Consider the following 16206-nt stretch of genomic DNA (forward strand, 5'->3'; position numbering starts at 1 on the left):
AAAACGTATATTGCTGGTTATCGGGGAATTGAAACGTTATTTGTTCGGGTAATAAGAGTGGAGTTGATACCATGAAATTTATTACCGAAATGGAATTGCGCAATATGTACAGGTTAGAGCCTTTTACTTCATATATGGTGGAGCATGGAAGCCGATTGACGCCGGAAGCGCGCCAGTTTTTGACGGATCGCCAGATCACACTTTCCTATGGTATGCAAGAGCAAAATCAAGAACAAAAGCAAGAGCCACTACCGAATCCAGAGCTACAGGCGAAAAAGCCGGATTGGCGGCGTGGAAAGCTGCGCTGTCAGATGCAATCCGTCTCAGCCCTGTTCTTGTTAACCGGGCAGGAGCTGCTGGAGCGGGATGTGCTTCTGGCCCAGAAGGTGCTAGAGCTGTCAAGGCAGTTTTCGGCCCTTCATAAAAGGGAAGGAGGCGGCACATCCACTGCCGACTTATCTTTCCAGGGTTGTACCGGTATTACAGCCGATGTTCTTTTTGAGGATGCAGGAGATTGCTTTGAGGTAACCGAGTTTCACATTCAATTGGAGAAAGGCAGAGAAATTGCGTTGCTCCACCGTCTGCGCTGCGCTTTGCGGGATCTTGGGTTTGGGATGTTGGAAGCCGCAGCAGGCAGTCCTCAAGAAAAGCCGGAGGAATCTATTGTTGCTGGAATCAACTTTATGATTAATGAATTGAGCTCGCTTATTTGCAGAACTACAGGAGGTGGAACATGCCAGAGACAAAACCCTTTGCATACTGCGATCAACTCGTAAAGCAATTTGAAGCGGTTATCCAGAAGCCGATTCCAGGACGGTCTTCGTTCTACTATACCGGTGTGGATCTGGGAACGGCCTGTGTGGTGCTTACGGTGTTGGATGATTCTCGGAAGCCGGTGGCGGGAGCTTACCGTTACGCCGATGTCGTCCGCGACGGAATGGTGGTGGACTACCTTGGAGCGATTCAGATCGTGAGGGAGCTTAAAGCACAGTTGGAGCAGCAATTGGGTACAGAACTTGAATATGCAGCTTCGGCGATTCCACCGGGTACCGATTTACTGGATGCTGGCGCCATCAAGCATGTGATCCAAGGTGCGGGTTTTGAAGTTACGGCTTTACTGGATGAACCTACGGCGGCTAATGCCGTGCTGCAAATATCCAACGGAGCCATTGTGGACATTGGCGGAGGAACGACTGGCATTTCGATTCTGAAGGATGGCAAGGTTGTCTATGTCGCAGACGAAGCAACGGGAGGCACCCATTTTTCTTTGGTGGTTGCCGGGGCATACCAGATGAGTTTTTCTGAAGCGGACTGCTTTAAGCGCGACCCTGCCCATCACCAAGAATTGCTGCCGCTGCTTCGGCCGGTTATTGATAAGGTTTCCTCTATCATCAACCGCCATGTGGTGGGCCATGAAGTCAAGGAATTGTACTTGGTAGGCGGAACCTGCTGCTTGACCGGTATGGAGACGATCATTGAGCAGAGGACTGGCATTGCTACCTATAAGCCTAGCAACCCACTGTTTGTCACGCCACTGGGCATTGCTCTGAATTGCACGCGGGAGGCGATGTAAGTGGAATTTCGGATTATCAAATCTCCATCCAAGGGGACGCTGGACATTTTGCTTCGTCGCAGAGGAGCGCCCAGTAGCCGGGAAATTCCCCAATGCGACGCGGTCGGTCTGGTGCAGGGAAGGCTGATTGACATGGTATGGGCCGCTGATGTAGCTGAAAAAGTGGTGGGCGTGACAGTGGAGGATATTCGCGGCAGCTGCCCGCAGAACATGATTCTTCTCGCTATTTTTGGTGACACGGCTTCTGTGGAGGACGCCATCGCCGAGATTAAGCAGAGAAGCGGAAAAGCGGGGAGGACGGACTGCTATGATTGCCGCTGAATTGATTCACAATATCTGGTCTACCCGTAAAGCAGATTCCCTTGTGGGAATGAAACTGATGCTGGCCGAGGTGATAGGAGGAAGCGACGACGGGCGCCGCTTGATCGTAGTCGATACGATCGGCGCTGGCATAGGCGATCGAGTGATTGTCTGCACCGGCTCTTCGGCCCGCAAAATGCTGCATACAGACGATGTCCCTGTAGATGCCGTCGTCGTAGGCATCATCGACGCGGACTGCATGTTTGAATAAATATTCGAACAGAAATCTTATAGAGGTTGTTCAAAAAGCCCCCCTTTGATCACGAAGAAACACTGAATGCATATTCGACATCGAATCTTGAATTCAGCCGGGCCTAGGTAGAAGCTTCCGAAGCATGTTTCCTGCGGAAACATTTCAGGTGCTCACGTACCCAAAACGTACGCTCCGCTCCTCAGGTCCTAGCTTCATCCAACTGAAGCGTTTTGAAAAAATGCACATCGGAAGCATAAGCTTCGGTGCTGAAAGTTTGACTTTTTGAACACTTACTTATAATTCGAAAGGGGGCGAGAACTGTGAAAAAACTGATTTGCGCTGCGGATGTGGAAGAATGGGTGTCTTCCGGACAGAAGCGGTGCTGCATTGACCGAAACACGATTGTGACACCGGCAGCCCATGATAAGGCAAGGGAGCTGGGTCTGGAGTTTACCGATGAGCCATGTGGCACTTTGAGTTCCGAGGCCGCGGGCAGCGAAACTCAGGATGATCTCGACATGAATGCCATTTTCAAATTTTTCAAGATGTTATCGGAAAAAGGAATGGTTGAAAAGCTGTTAGGGATGACTCTTGATCCACCTTATCAGGCGGAGACGGATCCGACGGGCTTAAAACTTGTACGGGGCCGAACGGTAAAAATGGAAGCTTACGATACGGGAACATCTGGTGCCAAGGTATACCGTCAAGAGGTAATCGGGAAGCCGGATTGTTCCATGAGCGCAGGGTTTATGACTGTCGATCACGGTTGCTTTCAGCAGGAGACGGCCCACGAAGAAACTTATATCGTGATGGAAGGCACGCTCGATGTCACTTTGAACGAGAGAACCTTCACCGCTCATGAAGGGGATGTACTCTTCATCCCCAAAGGGGTGAAGGCGATCAAGGGATCGTCGAACTGCGCGAGGATGTTTTATATGACTTATCCGGCGGGCGGTCCTGATCGGAAGCTACAGTAACTGGAGGTGATAGCATGCAGGCGCTTGGATTAATTGAAACGCGGGGACTTCTTCCGGCGATTGAATGTCTGGATATCATGCTCAAATCAGCTCAGGTAGAACTGATAGAAAAGTGCAATGTGGGTGGCGGGCTAGTGACCATCGCGGTAACCGGCGATGTTGGCGCTGTTCAAGCATCCGTGGAGGCGGGTGCCTCCGCGGCGCAACAATTGGGCAGTGATGTGCTTATCAGCCGACATGTTATTCCAAGACCCCACAACGACATAGCGAGCATCATCGGTCTTGGCAACGTTTCGAACATTGCCGAGGAGAAGGACAAGCATGCACTGTCGGTACAGCATACTCAGGCGTCAGAAAAGTTGCCGGAACAGCTGCCCGAGCAAACGCCAGAGCAGACTCCGGAACTGGACGCAGTGTCTGATGTTCCACTGGGCGATGCGCCCAATATTCCATTAGTCACGGCTCCTAAAGTTCCACTGGAAGCAGCGCCCGATATCTCAATCAATATCGGTGGCGAAGAAGACTTCCCAGTACTGACAGCCGATCCCGCTCAGGCTCTTGCGTCTAAAGACGTCAGTCCAGAAACAGACAATCAAGATCCGGTAGATGGAGAGCAGGCAGTGCTGGGCAGTCCATTCAAACAACAGATTGACGTGCTGGTGAAGGAATCAGGGCTTGACAAAGCAATGGAACTGCTGGAAACGATGACAGCCGTGAAGCTGCGCGAACTGGCCAGAGAGTGCGGCCCTGCGTATGGGATGAGCATGACGACGATTTCCAAGGCAAACAAGGTGAAACTGCTCAAGCGGTTCCGCCATTATTATCAGCAGTAAGCAGTAAGCGAGAGGAGGATGTTTCACTTGGGAAATTATGATTATGATTTGCAATCGATTCAGGAAACGCGGGACTTGGCTCGTACAGGAAAAGCGGCCGCCGATATCCTTGCCGGGTACGATGCTGATCAGATTGACAGAATTGTACAAAACATGGTGCGGATAGCGGAGGTAAACGCCGCTGAACTGGCTGCGCTGGCTGTGGAAGAAACCGGATTTGGCAAGATTGAGGATAAGATCTTCAAAAACCGTCTGGCTTCCACGGAGCTATATGAATCCATTCGGGATACGAAAACGATTGGGGTTATCCGCGAGGACAAGACAAATCAATTAATAGAGATTGCCGAGCCTGTCGGACTGCTCATGGGTATTATTCCATCAACAAATCCGACATCCACTACGATTTTCAAATCGATTATTGCGATAAAGGCTCGTAATGGAATCATATTTTCGCCGCATCCATCGGCAAAGAAATCCATTATGCGGGCCGCCGAACTCATGCATGCAGCCGCTGTTGAGGCAGGGGCTCCCGAAGGAATCATTGGCTGCGTTGCCATGCCTTCTATGCCAGCTACACAGGAACTGATGAAGTGTGAGGAAATCGCCATGATTATCGCCACAGGCGGCTCTGCGATGGTGAAATCTGCCTATAGCGCGGGTAAACCGGCGCTGGGGGTGGGGCCGGGTAATGTACCGGCCTATATAGAGCGCACCGCTGATATTCCAAAAGCAGTAGCGAATATCATAGCCAGCAAAACCTTCGATTACGGAACAATCTGCGCATCTGAACAGGCTGTTATCGTGGAAGAATGCATCCGTCCTCAGGTGATCGCGGAGTTTGAGCGTCAGGGCGGTTACTTTATGAATCAGGAGGAGACTGCCAAGGTCGCGTCCAAGCTGTTTGTAAAAGGCCATGCCATGAATTCAAGACTGGTGGGACGTTCGCCTCAGGTGATTGCAGAAGCGGCCGGCATTCAAATTCCTGCAGGGGTCAAGGTGCTGTTAGGTGAACAGCAGGGCGTGGGAGAGAAATTCCCGCTGTCCTATGAAAAGCTTACTACCGTATTGGCGTTTTACACCGTACAGGACTGGCATGAGGCTTGCGATCTAAGTGTTGGGCTGCTGCGTAATGGAGGAATAGGCCATAGCTTCTCCATCCATACACAGAATCACGATATGGTCATGGAATTTGCACAAAAACCTGTATTCCGCATTTTGGTGAATACGGGCTCCACTCAGGGCGGCGTGGGCGCAAGCACCGGGCTTGCCCCGGCCTTCACTTTGGGATGTGGTACCTGGGGGGGCAGCGCCACTTCAGATAATGTGGGACCACAGCACTTGATTAATATCAAGCGTGTGGCTTATGGCATTAAGGACTGCACAGCACAAAAACATTATTCTGCTCCCTCCCCGCAACAGCAGAAGCAACAGGAGGATGCAATGCTGTTGAATCTGGTCGATGAGCTGATGTCTATTTTGCAGAAAAGCGGTGACTGCTAGTGGGGAGCTATGATCAAGTACTTTCATTATTAATGGAGGTGGTATCCGGTGCCGGCAAGGCGGGGGAGGAGCCGCGCTCCATCCCTTTAGGGATTTCGAATCGCCATGTGCATCTTTCTCAAGCTGATGTGGAGACGCTCTTCGGATCCGGATATACGCTATCCAAAATGCGTGATTTGTCCCAACCTGGACAGTATGCATGTAATGAGACTGTTACGGTCTGCGGTCCCAAGGGAGCGATTGAAAAAGTGCGGGTTCTCGGTCCAGTGCGGAAACAGACTCAGGTAGAAATTATGCGGGGAGACTGCTTTAAGCTGGGCGTGAAAGCTCCAGTGCGCTTATCCGGGGAGCTTGAAGGCACACCTGGAGTCACATTGGTCGGTTCCAAGGGAAGCGTATATATTACTTGCGGCTTGATGGTTGCACAGCGCCACATTCATATGACGCCTGATGATGCCCTTTTCTTCGGCGTAACCGACGGAGAAATGGTCAGCATTCAATTTGATGGACTCCGGGGCGGGGGGTACAATCAGGTCGCAATCAGAGTTGGCAATGACGCCGCTCTCGACTGTCATATCGACGTTGAAGAGGCCAACGCGATGGATCTGACATCGGCGTCTGTGGTTAAAATCATAAAAATTGCTAGGAGGAAATGAACATGAGATCGGAAGCTCTTGGTTTGGTTGAAACAAAAGGTTTGGTGGGTTCTATCGAAGCAGCGGACGCTATGGTCAAAGCGGCCAATGTCACCTTGATTGGCAAAGAAATGGCAGGTGGAGGCCTTGTTACCGTAATGGTACGGGGCGATGTAGGTGCTGTGAAGGCAGCAACGGATGCTGGAGCCGCCGCTGCGAAGAATGTTGGGGAACTCGTGTCAGTGCATGTAATTCCTCGTCCCCACAGTGAAGTGGAGAACATCCTTCCGTCTACTAAGGCATAATTCAATAAATCATATATAAGCCTATGCTTCCGAAGCAAGTTTTGTTCGGAGCTAGCGCTTTATTCTCACAAAACTAAGCCTATGCTTCCGAAGCAAGTTTTGCTCGGTGAGCTAGCGCTTTATTCTCACAAAACTCTTAGGAGGAATGTATCATGAAATCGGAAGCATTGGGTTTAATTGAAACAAAAGGTTTGGTAGGTTCTATCGAAGCAGCGGACGCTATGGTCAAAGCAGCCAACGTCACCCTGATTGGCAAAGAGATGGTAGGCGGCGGCCTTGTCACCGTAATGGTACGAGGCGATGTAGGAGCAGTAAAAGCGGCAACGGACGCTGGTGCCGCAGCCGCACAGCGTGTAGGGGAACTGATATCCGTACATGTGATTCCTCGTCCTCACAGTGAAGTGGAAATTATTCTTCCCGCTGCTAAGCAATAATTTATATCGATGTTCTGCAAAGGGCCAAAACTCGGTAAAACGGGTTTTGGTCTTTTTATATTTGTCTGTAACAATCCGCGTGTCGAAAGCTTGTCGAAGTGGTGTATTTCTATAAATAGAGCTTTGAGGAAGGGGGATGTACTATTTCCAAACAGTTTGTAAATTGTTATAATAGAGATATTATATTGTGAAAAATTTAGCATGTAACGTCTATTTTCCCGTTCATTTTCGGTGAAAGGGTGCAACGAGATTATGCTGAAAACCGATAGTCCGATCGCAACCAAAGTATACGCACGATACAGCGGCATCCTGTCTCTTTCCAAGTTCTCGCTGCTGCTGCACGATCACAATGGAGACGTTTTGCTAGAGTTCAATCCGTCCCCTGATTTCTGCAGGCATTTTTGTTGGGAGAATCCTACGCGACCTTGTGCAGATTATTTGAAGCGCTTTAATACCGGCGAGCAGGGGCGATTTGTTTGCTGTTACGGCCTGGAGAATATTTTGCTGCCTATTATGGTCAAAGATGAAGTTGTTGGCTTCATATCGGGGATGCAAGCGTATTCCCAGGAGAGGGAATATCAGAAGTATCTGATTAACACGGCGGAATTGGCTGAAATGAAGGGGCTGGATTTGGAAGTTGTCGCGAAGGCGATATCAGCTTTTCCAACCATTGACAAGGATAAAGCAGATATTCACGAGCAGCTGTGCCATCATATTGCAAGGAATATTGCGCTCGACATCGCCGAAAGCGCGCAGGACAACACAGGGATTATCAATCGTCTGTCTGCGGAAAAGGAAATACTGGAGAAGAAAGTGATTGACTTAGAAGCAAAAAACATGTCTCTCGTCATCAATCCACATTTTCTGTTCAATACGTTGAATTCCATTGCCCGCATCGCCTATTTCGAACACTCCCATACGACGGAGGAATTGATCTATTGCCTGTCCGACTTGCTGCGATACAATGTGAAGCAGGATGATCAGCTTCATACCATCGCATCCGAATTGGATAACATTGAGAAGTATTTGTATATACAAAAGGCGCGCTTCAAAAATCGCCTGCAGTATGAAATCATTGTTCCGAATGAATTAAAGGCTTATCGCATTCCGAATTTGGTGATTCAGCCTATTGTGGAAAACGCAGTCATACATGGGATTACCCCTAAGCGTGACGGGGGAACCATTCGTCTGATTGCCGAAAAGTACAGAAATGATATCACCATTTCTGTAATAGACAACGGTAACGGGTTCTCACCGGAGGTACTCAAGCTCATTCATCAGCCGGACAGCAAAATCGGTGTTGGCTTCCGGAGTACTGATAGCCGTTTGAAGCGTTATTTCGGAGAAGAGTATGGGTTATCGATTGTGAAATCGGATTACAGCGGGAGCACGGTTAACATCCGCATCCCTACCCAACCAATTGCGAGGTGATGCAATGAGCGTAGTTATGTTTGTTGAAGATGAACCGATAGAACTAGAGTTTCTTCAATCCATCGCGCAGGAAATTCTGGGTGCTGAAGATAAGCTGCTTATTTGCGATACGGGTATGCAAGCGATTAAGCTCGCCAAACAATATCGGCCGGATATTATTTTTATGGATATCATGCTGCCTGAAATGGACGGAATATCCTCATTGCAGGAAATTCGCCGCTTTCTCCCCAATGCCTCCGTGACGATTTTGTCGGCCAGCTCGGATTTCTCCTATGCACAGGCGGCAATCAGTCTGCAGGTACACGAATATCTGCTTAAGCCTGTCAAGCCGGACAAATTGCGGCAATTGATTCGTAAGGGGCTGGAGAGGGCCGCTCAATCAGAAGAAGATGGTGTAACAGAAACTTATCTGATAGAATCCGCTCAAGAATGTCAGCGCTTTATTCAAGAAGCCGTCGATTATATTCAGCAGAATTACAAAGATAAGCTGACCCTGCAAATGGTGGCGAGTCATGTGTACATGAATGCTCAATATTTTAGCCGCATATTCAAAAGGGAGCTCGGCGTTACATATACGGATTATGTGAACAAGCTCAAGATTGCACATGCCTGCAAGCTGCTTGAGACTACCGGGTATCCCGCCTATCGCATCTCCACAGAATGCGGCTTTACCGATCCGTCTTATTTCAACCGGGTTTTCTATAAGCAAATGAAAATGACACCGAAGGAATACAAAAAAAGTGTTCTAGCTCGAGTGTGAAGACGCTTTAATAGATAGAATCAAGGAAACTCCCGTCCGACTAAATGTCGAGCGGGAGTTTTTTTATTTAAAGATGTCGTCCTAAAAGTACGAAAAGTACCAGATTGAAGAAAAAAGTGATTCAGGAAGTCCAAACAAGAGGTACGGTTAGTGACAGGTGTAATGGCCGCATTGCTTTACAATGAAGATACATCTACGAAGACAAATCTACTTAACAGAGGTGTATGGATGATGAAGGAAGCAGTGGCTTCGGCCGGCATGCTGAAACAAAAGATGAACAGTCGTTTCCGAAGAAATGGAATCGCTTACGGACTGATTTCCGGGTTAACGTTCGGCCTTTACAGTACCGTCGTTGCCCTGGCTATGATGAAGGAGCCTTTTCTGGGGATCGTAGGAGCGTTTGCTGCGCCTATAGTGGCATCGGCGATCAACGATGCTTTGGCGGCGATCTGGCTTCTGATTTGGAACTTCAAGAATGGGATGATCAAAGAAATTGGCCGCAGTCTGGTAACAATACCAGGGTTGATGGTCGCAATTGCCGCGGTGTTTGGCGGTCCAATCGCCAACGGGGCCTATCTGGTTGGAATTGATATGGCTGGAGCGGCGGCTATTCCTATTTCGGCGCTTTGTCCGATGTTTGGTGCTATTTTCGCGCGAATGTTCCTTAAGCAGAAAATTGATAAACGGGTGGCCGTCGGCATGTTCATCTGTGTTATCGGAGCTGCGCTCATTTCTTATGTCAAGCCTGAAGGTGGCGTGGATAATTTCACACTAGGCATTATTTTTGCTCTGGTGGCCGCGCTTGGCTGGGGATTGGAAGGCGTATTTGCTACCTTCGGGATGTCTATGCTTGATTCCAATATCGCCATTACCATTCGCGAGGGCGTTTCCGGACTCGTATATATTGCTGTGCTGATACCTATCTTCAGCGCGACAGATCTCTTTACTTCCGTACTTGGCTCCGTGTCGCCTATGCTCATTATTGCGGCCGCAGCCCTGTTTACGGCAATCTCTTTCCTGACGTGGTATATGGCCAATAGTATGGTTGGCGTTGCCGTCGGAATGTCGCTCAACATTACCTATGTACTGTGGGGGGTTGTCTTTGCTGCTATCTTCCTCGGTAGTTCGTTGACTCCTACAATAATTGCCGGCGCAGTTATTATTACACTTGGAGCACTTTTAGTTTCGATGAATCCAATGGATCTGTTCAAGAAGAAGGAGGCGTAAGCAAATGCCATTGTTGCCGATTCGCTCCCGGGTGCTGCTTTTCATGTCCACTGTGCAGCAAGCAAATATTGATGATGCAATGGACGCATTGAAAAGCGAATATGGTGGAGAACGTCAATTTACAAGAGCAAACTTTCTGGATCATATGCTGTCCTTGCAGGCTAACGGACTGATTGACGAGGTTCATTACGAGCTGGATGCTAACGGGGAATTATGTATGTACTATGCAATCAACGATGAGGGAATTCATACGATCAATAAATACTTGCCTAAAAAATGGACGCAAAAATAAGGACAATCTCTATCGAATTAATGAAAAGGATTTTTTAGACGAACCACGAAACCCGGCCTTAGGCCGGGTTTCGTCATATGCGCGGAGTGCTCGCTTAACTTATAATCATTAGTAATGTAATTATGACCCGACCCGGAATAGCTTCGAGCCTTCGCAGAATAGCGGAATAATATTGTATTAAAATGGAAGCTGAAACTCGTACTAAGACAGCCTGTTTTAATTCACACATACGGAAGAGCAGATGAATATGAAAAACAAATGGCATTGTCAAACAGTTTCCCGAAAAATTTTAAACGAATTGCATTAGTGATTGCAGAGTAAAGCTTTTTATGTTCACCCGAAAGGGTAATTATAAAAAGCTTTTTTCGTTTAATGAATCGTTAATGTAGCTATGGCTCTAAAGCTTAAAAATTTTGTAATGAGGTAACTCTGCATAATAATGAACTTAAATTACATATAGTTCCAAATAGACTAATATAGAAAGTAATGAACATATTTCAGAATGGCGGTTTGAGAGATGCTACTAATTCTTTTTTCAGTCATTGAGGAAGAAAAAGATCAGGATTTTTTAATTGATTTATTTTACCAGTATTACCCTCTTATGAGAAAGAAAGCTTACGAAGTAACCAATGATTACAATGTAGTAGATGATTTAATTCAAGACGTTTTCCTAAAACTGATACCCAAAACTCCCCTTTTACAAACCATGGAATATTGCAAAAGGACTTCTTACATCATTTATTCCATTAGAAACATGGGTGTCGATTATATTAGAGCAAAGGAGCGGCAGAAATTATTAGTCAGTACAGCACAAACCGAAGATATGATTAACCGTCTTCCCGACTCCCAACAGAGCGTAGAAGAAGTGATATTCAGGAGAGAAGACAGACAGGAGATGTTTAGTAAGCTGTCTAAGCTGACGGATCGCGATATAACTTTGCTCTATTACAAGTACAATATGGATGTGAAAGATAGTGAAATTTCCCGGAAATTGGGTATCCCTGTGAATAACGTTAGACAGTATTTAACTCGAGCCAGGCGTAGAGCATTGAATCTCTTGAAAAAAGAGGTGAGGGGGAGTGACTAAAAAAATTTCAGGGAGTCATCAAGCTCTAATGGATGAGTATGATGAATTACTGCTCAAAATGGCCTAAATCAGTTAGTAGGGATTTTGAGAAACGAATAAAGCGGGGGATTTTTCTTTGTAGAATTTTCAGTTTTTTTAATATTGTTTCGGTATTAAAGGCTGCACTGGGATTATCTATATGTTTAATTGCCATTCTTTTATCCATTATGTCAGTGAAAGCTGTTAGAGTTCTATTTCTGAATGTACTTGTTACGCGACCACAACCCAGTCATTCCACTTCGGATTCCTTCTTACTCTCAAAGGACGGCGGCATAAACCTGCCAGAAGCAGATGGGCTGGTTGATGCTGTTCAATTCATTGTAGTGTCTTTTGATAAAATCCAGATGTTCCGCAGTTTCACCTCCTTTCTCGTCCCGGTACCCTCGCTTTGAACTCATTATAGCGACATTCGATTGTCGCAGAAAAACTCTTACTAATATATGCAACAAAATACAAACTTTTCCCGTCCGATCAATCATAGGTACCAAACAGTTTTGTTGAAATAAAATCTGAATAATTGTGTTGCACATATAAGCGTATGAGCGTCTTTTTTAAGGTAAGGAGTTACAAACAAGCGATTTTATACTCTTAGATTAGCCTTCTTACTAATATTAAAAGTGAGGAGTCGATACTAGGCAAGTTATTCATTGTTTTTGTTTATCATTACCTGATAGCTACGAGTGAGAGCAGATTGTCCGCGAACTAATGTGGTACAAATTAAAGGAAAGGAATGACGTATCATTGAAAAAGCTATTAACTGTTGCACTCATTGCAGCACTTGTCAGTAGTTTGGGTAGTTCTACTGTTCTAGCTGAGAGCAACTCGCCTTTGAGCCCTGTTGAAGATACTTTGCTATCATCTGATAAGCTCAATGATTTGAACGATAAGTCTTCATCGAATGTCTTAGATTTGTCAGCGGTTGAATCTTGTTTTTCTATGGCAAAAGATATTTTGAAAAATTATTATGAACGTATTGATCTTGGCACAGAGCAATCAGTTAAAGGAACATTCACTGATGATACCAAATTGCTTGCTCATAACCTCTCTGAATATGTAGAAAAGAAAATGAATACAAAACATTTTGTCGTAGAAGCTGCAAATGCACAAAAAGAAAATTATGTCTTAACATTCAACTTGCTATCTTCAGAAGTGACCAAAGAAGGTATTCTCCTAACAATCAGTACAGAAGCTTCATTTAATTATGTCGGAATGGAGGTACAGTCTGGGTTTGGCGAGGTATCGAATGTGGTATTTACCTATACTGATACGGGATTAACGATGTCCGATTGGTATATGCCAGATGACTATTATGATGAATTTGTCAGAGGATCATTGGATCATTCAAGTAACCTTACAATGAACTCTATTTCAGAAAGCTCCAATATTGCCGAAAAACAAACGGAACTTGAGAAAAAAATTACTGATTATTTCTCGGTTAATCGAGAACTTCCAGTAGAAATGACTAGTACAGACGGGGTGGAGGCAACCAATCAAGTGATAACACCATTGGCTACCCTTGCTTCGTTAAATAAGACAGCCATAGCCAACTATGCAAAAAACAACAAGGCTAAAGATTCACCTGCAAGTGGCGGATCTAATGTATCTTATTACGATTTTTCTCAGATATCCGGAAATTGGGATTGTACTAACTTTGTATCTCATGCTTTGCTTGCTGGCGGCGCAATTCCCTATGACACAAATGGATCAGGTATTTCCTCTAAGGGATGGTACTACAGAAGTCTGAGCAATCGTTCTTCATCCTGGTCAGGTGTCCCTAACTTGCATGATTTTCTGGTGAACAATACTACAAAAGGGCCGGCTGGTTCCGCAACTACTTACTCAACATTCAAATATAATCCTAATTCAGGTTACCCATATGCTATTGGAGATATCCTGCAATTCTATCTGAGTGGTTCATATAACAATTGGAGGCATTCAACTATAATCACGGAATACTACGAGACTAATACGGCTTTAGTTTTAGGAGCATTGGTAACCGGTCGTAGTGGAAAAGGTTCATATAATAATAACCAGAAGGCAGAAGAAGTCTATCCAGGTGATAGCAAAAGAGTTATCAAATTGTCTGGCTATTATAAGTAAAATTTGAAGAAGGATGCACATCACTTCAAACTATTCTTATAGAAGTGGTGTGCATCAATCCTAATGGCTGCTCCATGATCATTATTTTTTACGGGAGGGAAAAGAATGAAACGTGTTTGCCTGTTATTAGTGCTTATATTCGCTCTAAGCGCGTGTAATAATGCTGCTGGGAATATCGACGAAAAAAATACTCCTATGGAAGTCAACGTGAAGGTAGCCAAAAACACAGAAAATTCAACCATCACGAAAGAGAATGCTTTGAAGAGTTCTCTCGAATTTTTAGCAGAAGATAAAAATGGTCTGTCTGTTTGGGATTATAAAACCGCTTATGAAATGTGTGAGGGTGCTCTGTCTGCATATTACAAGGCGATTTGGAACGGCACAGATATCAACTTGAATGCTTTCTTTGATAATAAAAGCCTGAAACAATATATGCAAAAGAAAGTTACTTCCCAGCATGAATTATTCCGTAAGAACAAACTAACCGATAATTTGGTGACAGATATCGATGTTGGTGCTAGAAAAGTGGAGCTTGTTGGTGAAGATAACCCTTATTTCTACTTCAAACTAGACACGCGCGTGAAAAAGGATGTAGGCAGCTTTGCAGAACCGACTGAATTTCTTGTACAGAACTTGAATGGAAGGTTAGTAATTACGGATTGGTATTCTAGTGGAAAGGATAGTTATGATTCTATGGTGCGTGGAGAGAATCAGACCATTGACAACCCCGATATTTGGAACAATAATGAATGGGTAAAGAAACTGGAAATTAACCGTTAATTATCGTCTCATCACCTCGCAGTATTCCATCCTGTACCATACGCTCTATGGTTAAGCACAACGAATCCATTCAATCCATTAACATAGTCCAAGTGTGGAGTAGTCAACTGGACAGGCATTCTCCCTTAGTTGCTATTCTGCCAGAGCAGAATACCCCATTCTACATGTCCTATGTAGAATGGATACACTTACGCTTATTGCAAGTGGAGTCAGCTTCTTTAATTTCCATTTTCATTGGTGGCGATCAGAATTGTATTGGGTCATGTACTCATTGAGCGATTGCAGAGTAAAGCTTTTTATGTTCCCACAAGGGTAACTATAAAAAGCTTTTTTCGTTTCATGGAGCAAATATAGAAATAGCTTACACATTTCGATCCAAGCATTTGGGTCGTTTTTTTTGTAAACATGTCAAATTCGTTTGAGAATGCACGAATATATGTCCTGTACCGCAAATTTCGACTGTGTATAGTTAAGACAATCATATTTATAAGCTTTGGATTAGAACCAAATATATGTATAGCCGAAAGTATAAACATGGATATTCGTTATGTATCATCCAAATCCTGAAAAGCATTGACCGAATGAACGATTCAATAGAATTAACCCATAAAATGGGGACTGTTATGGATTACCCATGACAGTCTTTTCATTACCTAAGGGGAGGGAAGTCGATGAAGGATCAAAGTATGTCCCATATGCAAGCAAGCCCTGAGGTAGTTACCTTTGGGGAATCGATGGCACTCATGCTGCCGACGGGAAATAAAGGAATCGAATACAGCCATACGTTGGAATGCACCTTCGGTGGGGCCGAAACCAACGTAGCCATCGGTTTGGCTAGGCTTGGCATTCGTGTCGGATGGTTCTCTCAACTAGGTGAAGATCCGCTGGCGACGATGATGATCAAAGCATTGCGGGGCGAAGGCATTGATGTCTCACGCGTGAAGTGCACAACTGCTGCTTCAACGGGTCTCATGATGCGTGAGGTAATAGCCGGACAATCCCCCGTTTATTATTTTCGGCGGAATTCGGCTGCTAGTCTGATGTCGCCTGATATGCTGGATGAGGTGTACATAGCAGGTGCTCGCATTTTGCATGTAACGGGCATTACGATGGCTATCAGCGAAACTGCATGTCAAGCGGTTATTGAGGCAGTGCGTCTGGCACGCAAGCATGGCGTTAAAGTCAGTTTTGATCCCAATCTTCGCCTGAAGCTCTGGAGCGTGGAGAAAGCTCGACAATTCATTCTGCCTCTAGCGGCGGAAGCAGACTACTTCCTGCCTGGGCTTGATGAATTGAAGCTGCTCTATGGAATTGACGACGAAAGTGCTTTGTTCGCGAAGCTGCATGAGCTTGGCAACGTATGCGTCGTCAAAGGTGGAGATCATGAAACCTATTTGTTACAGGGTGGAAAGGTAGCTAGAATTCCTTATTTCACTGCTGAACACGTAGTAGACACCGTTGGTGCTGGCGATGCCTTCTGTGCCGGCTTCCTTAGCGGTTTACTAAGAAATAAATCCCTTGAGGAATCTGTTCGCATCGGAAATCTGCTTGGATCTATTGTGATCCAGACGGAAGGCGATTGGCAGGGTCTCCCGACAATGGCACAGGTAGAAGCGAAGCTTAGTAGAAAAGCGCATGTTGAACGTTAAGTCCAATGTATCTAGTACATACAATAAAAGG

The 16206-nt window shown here is 45.6% G+C and carries 18 protein-coding genes; all 18 read left to right on the top strand.

Going from position 1 to position 16206, the window contains the following annotated elements:
• Window positions 1-71 precede the first annotated feature (71 nt).
• The 18 genes from RQP50_RS14945 to RQP50_RS15030 all read left to right on the top strand — a co-directional run bounded on the left by RQP50_RS14945 (window position 72) and on the right by RQP50_RS15030 (window position 16175).
• Window positions 72-776, top strand: coding sequence for a cobalamin adenosyltransferase (locus RQP50_RS14945; RefSeq protein WP_315745878.1), 705 nt, complete (start codon window positions 72-74; stop codon window positions 774-776).
• Window positions 734-1573 (top strand): ethanolamine utilization protein EutJ, encoded by an 840-nt coding sequence (eutJ, locus tag RQP50_RS14950; protein ID WP_268623559.1) that lies wholly within the window; start codon window positions 734-736, stop codon window positions 1571-1573. The genes RQP50_RS14945 and eutJ overlap by 43 nt, the downstream gene beginning before the upstream one ends.
• On the top strand, window positions 1574-1894 hold the full coding sequence (locus tag RQP50_RS14955) for a BMC domain protein (RefSeq protein WP_315745879.1): 321 nt from the start codon (window positions 1574-1576) through the stop codon (window positions 1892-1894).
• On the top strand, window positions 1881-2144 hold the full coding sequence (locus RQP50_RS14960) for a EutN/CcmL family microcompartment protein (protein ID WP_072730882.1): 264 nt from the start codon (window positions 1881-1883) through the stop codon (window positions 2142-2144). The genes RQP50_RS14955 and RQP50_RS14960 overlap by 14 nt, the downstream gene beginning before the upstream one ends.
• A gap of 302 nt (window positions 2145-2446) precedes the next feature.
• Window positions 2447-3103 carry a cupin domain-containing protein gene (locus tag RQP50_RS14965; protein WP_315745880.1) on the top strand — a complete coding sequence of 219 codons (657 nt, stop codon included), beginning with the start codon at window positions 2447-2449 and terminating at the stop codon, window positions 3101-3103.
• Between the two features lie 14 nt (window positions 3104-3117).
• Window positions 3118-3936 carry a BMC domain-containing protein gene (locus tag RQP50_RS14970; protein ID WP_315745881.1) on the top strand — a complete coding sequence of 273 codons (819 nt, stop codon included), beginning with the start codon at window positions 3118-3120 and terminating at the stop codon, window positions 3934-3936.
• A 27-nt stretch (window positions 3937-3963) separates the two neighbouring features.
• The gene (locus RQP50_RS14975; protein ID WP_394358398.1) at window positions 3964-5436 is read left to right on the top strand and encodes an acetaldehyde dehydrogenase (acetylating); all 1473 of its coding nucleotides are present in this window, start codon (window positions 3964-3966) and stop codon (window positions 5434-5436) included.
• Entirely contained in the window at window positions 5436-6092 is a 657-nt protein-coding gene (locus RQP50_RS14980) for a phosphate propanoyltransferase (RefSeq protein WP_315745883.1), read from the top strand. Before RQP50_RS14975 ends, RQP50_RS14980 begins: the two co-directional genes overlap by 1 nt.
• Before the next feature lie 2 nt (window positions 6093-6094).
• On the top strand, window positions 6095-6376 hold the full coding sequence (locus tag RQP50_RS14985) for a BMC domain-containing protein (RefSeq protein WP_019419483.1): 282 nt from the start codon (window positions 6095-6097) through the stop codon (window positions 6374-6376).
• Between the two features lie 152 nt (window positions 6377-6528).
• Complete coding sequence (locus RQP50_RS14990) at window positions 6529-6810, top strand: BMC domain-containing protein (RefSeq protein ID WP_090510678.1); 282 nt, start codon at window positions 6529-6531, stop codon at window positions 6808-6810.
• A 252-nt stretch (window positions 6811-7062) separates the two neighbouring features.
• Window positions 7063-8241 carry a histidine kinase gene (locus RQP50_RS14995; protein WP_021255536.1) on the top strand — a complete coding sequence of 393 codons (1179 nt, stop codon included), beginning with the start codon at window positions 7063-7065 and terminating at the stop codon, window positions 8239-8241.
• Window positions 8242-8245: 4 nt separating this feature from the next.
• On the top strand, window positions 8246-9001 hold the full coding sequence (locus tag RQP50_RS15000; protein WP_268623563.1) for a response regulator transcription factor: 756 nt from the start codon (window positions 8246-8248) through the stop codon (window positions 8999-9001).
• Window positions 9002-9151: 150 nt separating this feature from the next.
• Window positions 9152-10228: a DMT family transporter gene (locus RQP50_RS15005; protein WP_315745884.1), complete on the top strand. Its 1077-nt coding sequence runs from the start codon at window positions 9152-9154 to the stop codon at window positions 10226-10228.
• Between the two features lie 4 nt (window positions 10229-10232).
• Window positions 10233-10520: a hypothetical protein gene (locus RQP50_RS15010; protein WP_028532960.1), complete on the top strand. Its 288-nt coding sequence runs from the start codon at window positions 10233-10235 to the stop codon at window positions 10518-10520.
• A 517-nt stretch (window positions 10521-11037) separates the two neighbouring features.
• Window positions 11038-11607, top strand: coding sequence for an RNA polymerase sigma factor (locus RQP50_RS15015; RefSeq protein ID WP_315745885.1), 570 nt, complete (start codon window positions 11038-11040; stop codon window positions 11605-11607).
• 780 nt (window positions 11608-12387) lie between these two features.
• On the top strand, window positions 12388-13746 hold the full coding sequence (locus RQP50_RS15020; RefSeq protein ID WP_315745886.1) for an amidase domain-containing protein: 1359 nt from the start codon (window positions 12388-12390) through the stop codon (window positions 13744-13746).
• A gap of 105 nt (window positions 13747-13851) precedes the next feature.
• Window positions 13852-14526 (top strand): hypothetical protein, encoded by a 675-nt coding sequence (locus RQP50_RS15025; protein ID WP_315745887.1) that lies wholly within the window; start codon window positions 13852-13854, stop codon window positions 14524-14526.
• Window positions 14527-15197: 671 nt separating this feature from the next.
• Window positions 15198-16175, top strand: coding sequence for a sugar kinase (locus tag RQP50_RS15030; RefSeq protein ID WP_315745888.1), 978 nt, complete (start codon window positions 15198-15200; stop codon window positions 16173-16175).
• The last annotated feature ends 31 nt before the right edge of the window (window positions 16176-16206 follow it).

The sequence above is a fragment of the Paenibacillus suaedae genome (assembly GCF_032337355.1).
Classification (GTDB): Bacteria; Bacillota; Bacilli; order Paenibacillales; family Paenibacillaceae; genus Paenibacillus_B; species Paenibacillus_B suaedae.

Bases quoted from the DNA above. Each gene is read 5' to 3' on its own strand.
- RQP50_RS14970 (WP_315745881.1), top strand. From the start codon at position 3,118: ATGCAGGCGCTTGGATTAATTGAAACGCGGGGACTTCTTCCGGCGATT.
- RQP50_RS14945 (WP_315745878.1), top strand. From the start codon at position 72: ATGAAATTTATTACCGAAATGGAATTGCGCAATATGTACAGGTTAGAG.
- RQP50_RS14990 (WP_090510678.1), top strand. From the start codon at position 6,529: ATGAAATCGGAAGCATTGGGTTTAATTGAAACAAAAGGTTTGGTAGGT.
- RQP50_RS15030 (WP_315745888.1), top strand. From the start codon at position 15,198: ATGAAGGATCAAAGTATGTCCCATATGCAAGCAAGCCCTGAGGTAGTT.
- RQP50_RS14985 (WP_019419483.1), top strand. From the start codon at position 6,095: ATGAGATCGGAAGCTCTTGGTTTGGTTGAAACAAAAGGTTTGGTGGGT.
- RQP50_RS15025 (WP_315745887.1), top strand. From the start codon at position 13,852: ATGAAACGTGTTTGCCTGTTATTAGTGCTTATATTCGCTCTAAGCGCG.
- RQP50_RS14995 (WP_021255536.1), top strand. From the start codon at position 7,063: ATGCTGAAAACCGATAGTCCGATCGCAACCAAAGTATACGCACGATAC.
- RQP50_RS14960 (WP_072730882.1), top strand. From the start codon at position 1,881: ATGATTGCCGCTGAATTGATTCACAATATCTGGTCTACCCGTAAAGCA.
- RQP50_RS15015 (WP_315745885.1), top strand. From the start codon at position 11,038: ATGCTACTAATTCTTTTTTCAGTCATTGAGGAAGAAAAAGATCAGGAT.
- RQP50_RS15010 (WP_028532960.1), top strand. From the start codon at position 10,233: ATGCCATTGTTGCCGATTCGCTCCCGGGTGCTGCTTTTCATGTCCACT.
- eutJ (WP_268623559.1), top strand. From the start codon at position 734: ATGCCAGAGACAAAACCCTTTGCATACTGCGATCAACTCGTAAAGCAA.
- RQP50_RS15000 (WP_268623563.1), top strand. From the start codon at position 8,246: ATGAGCGTAGTTATGTTTGTTGAAGATGAACCGATAGAACTAGAGTTT.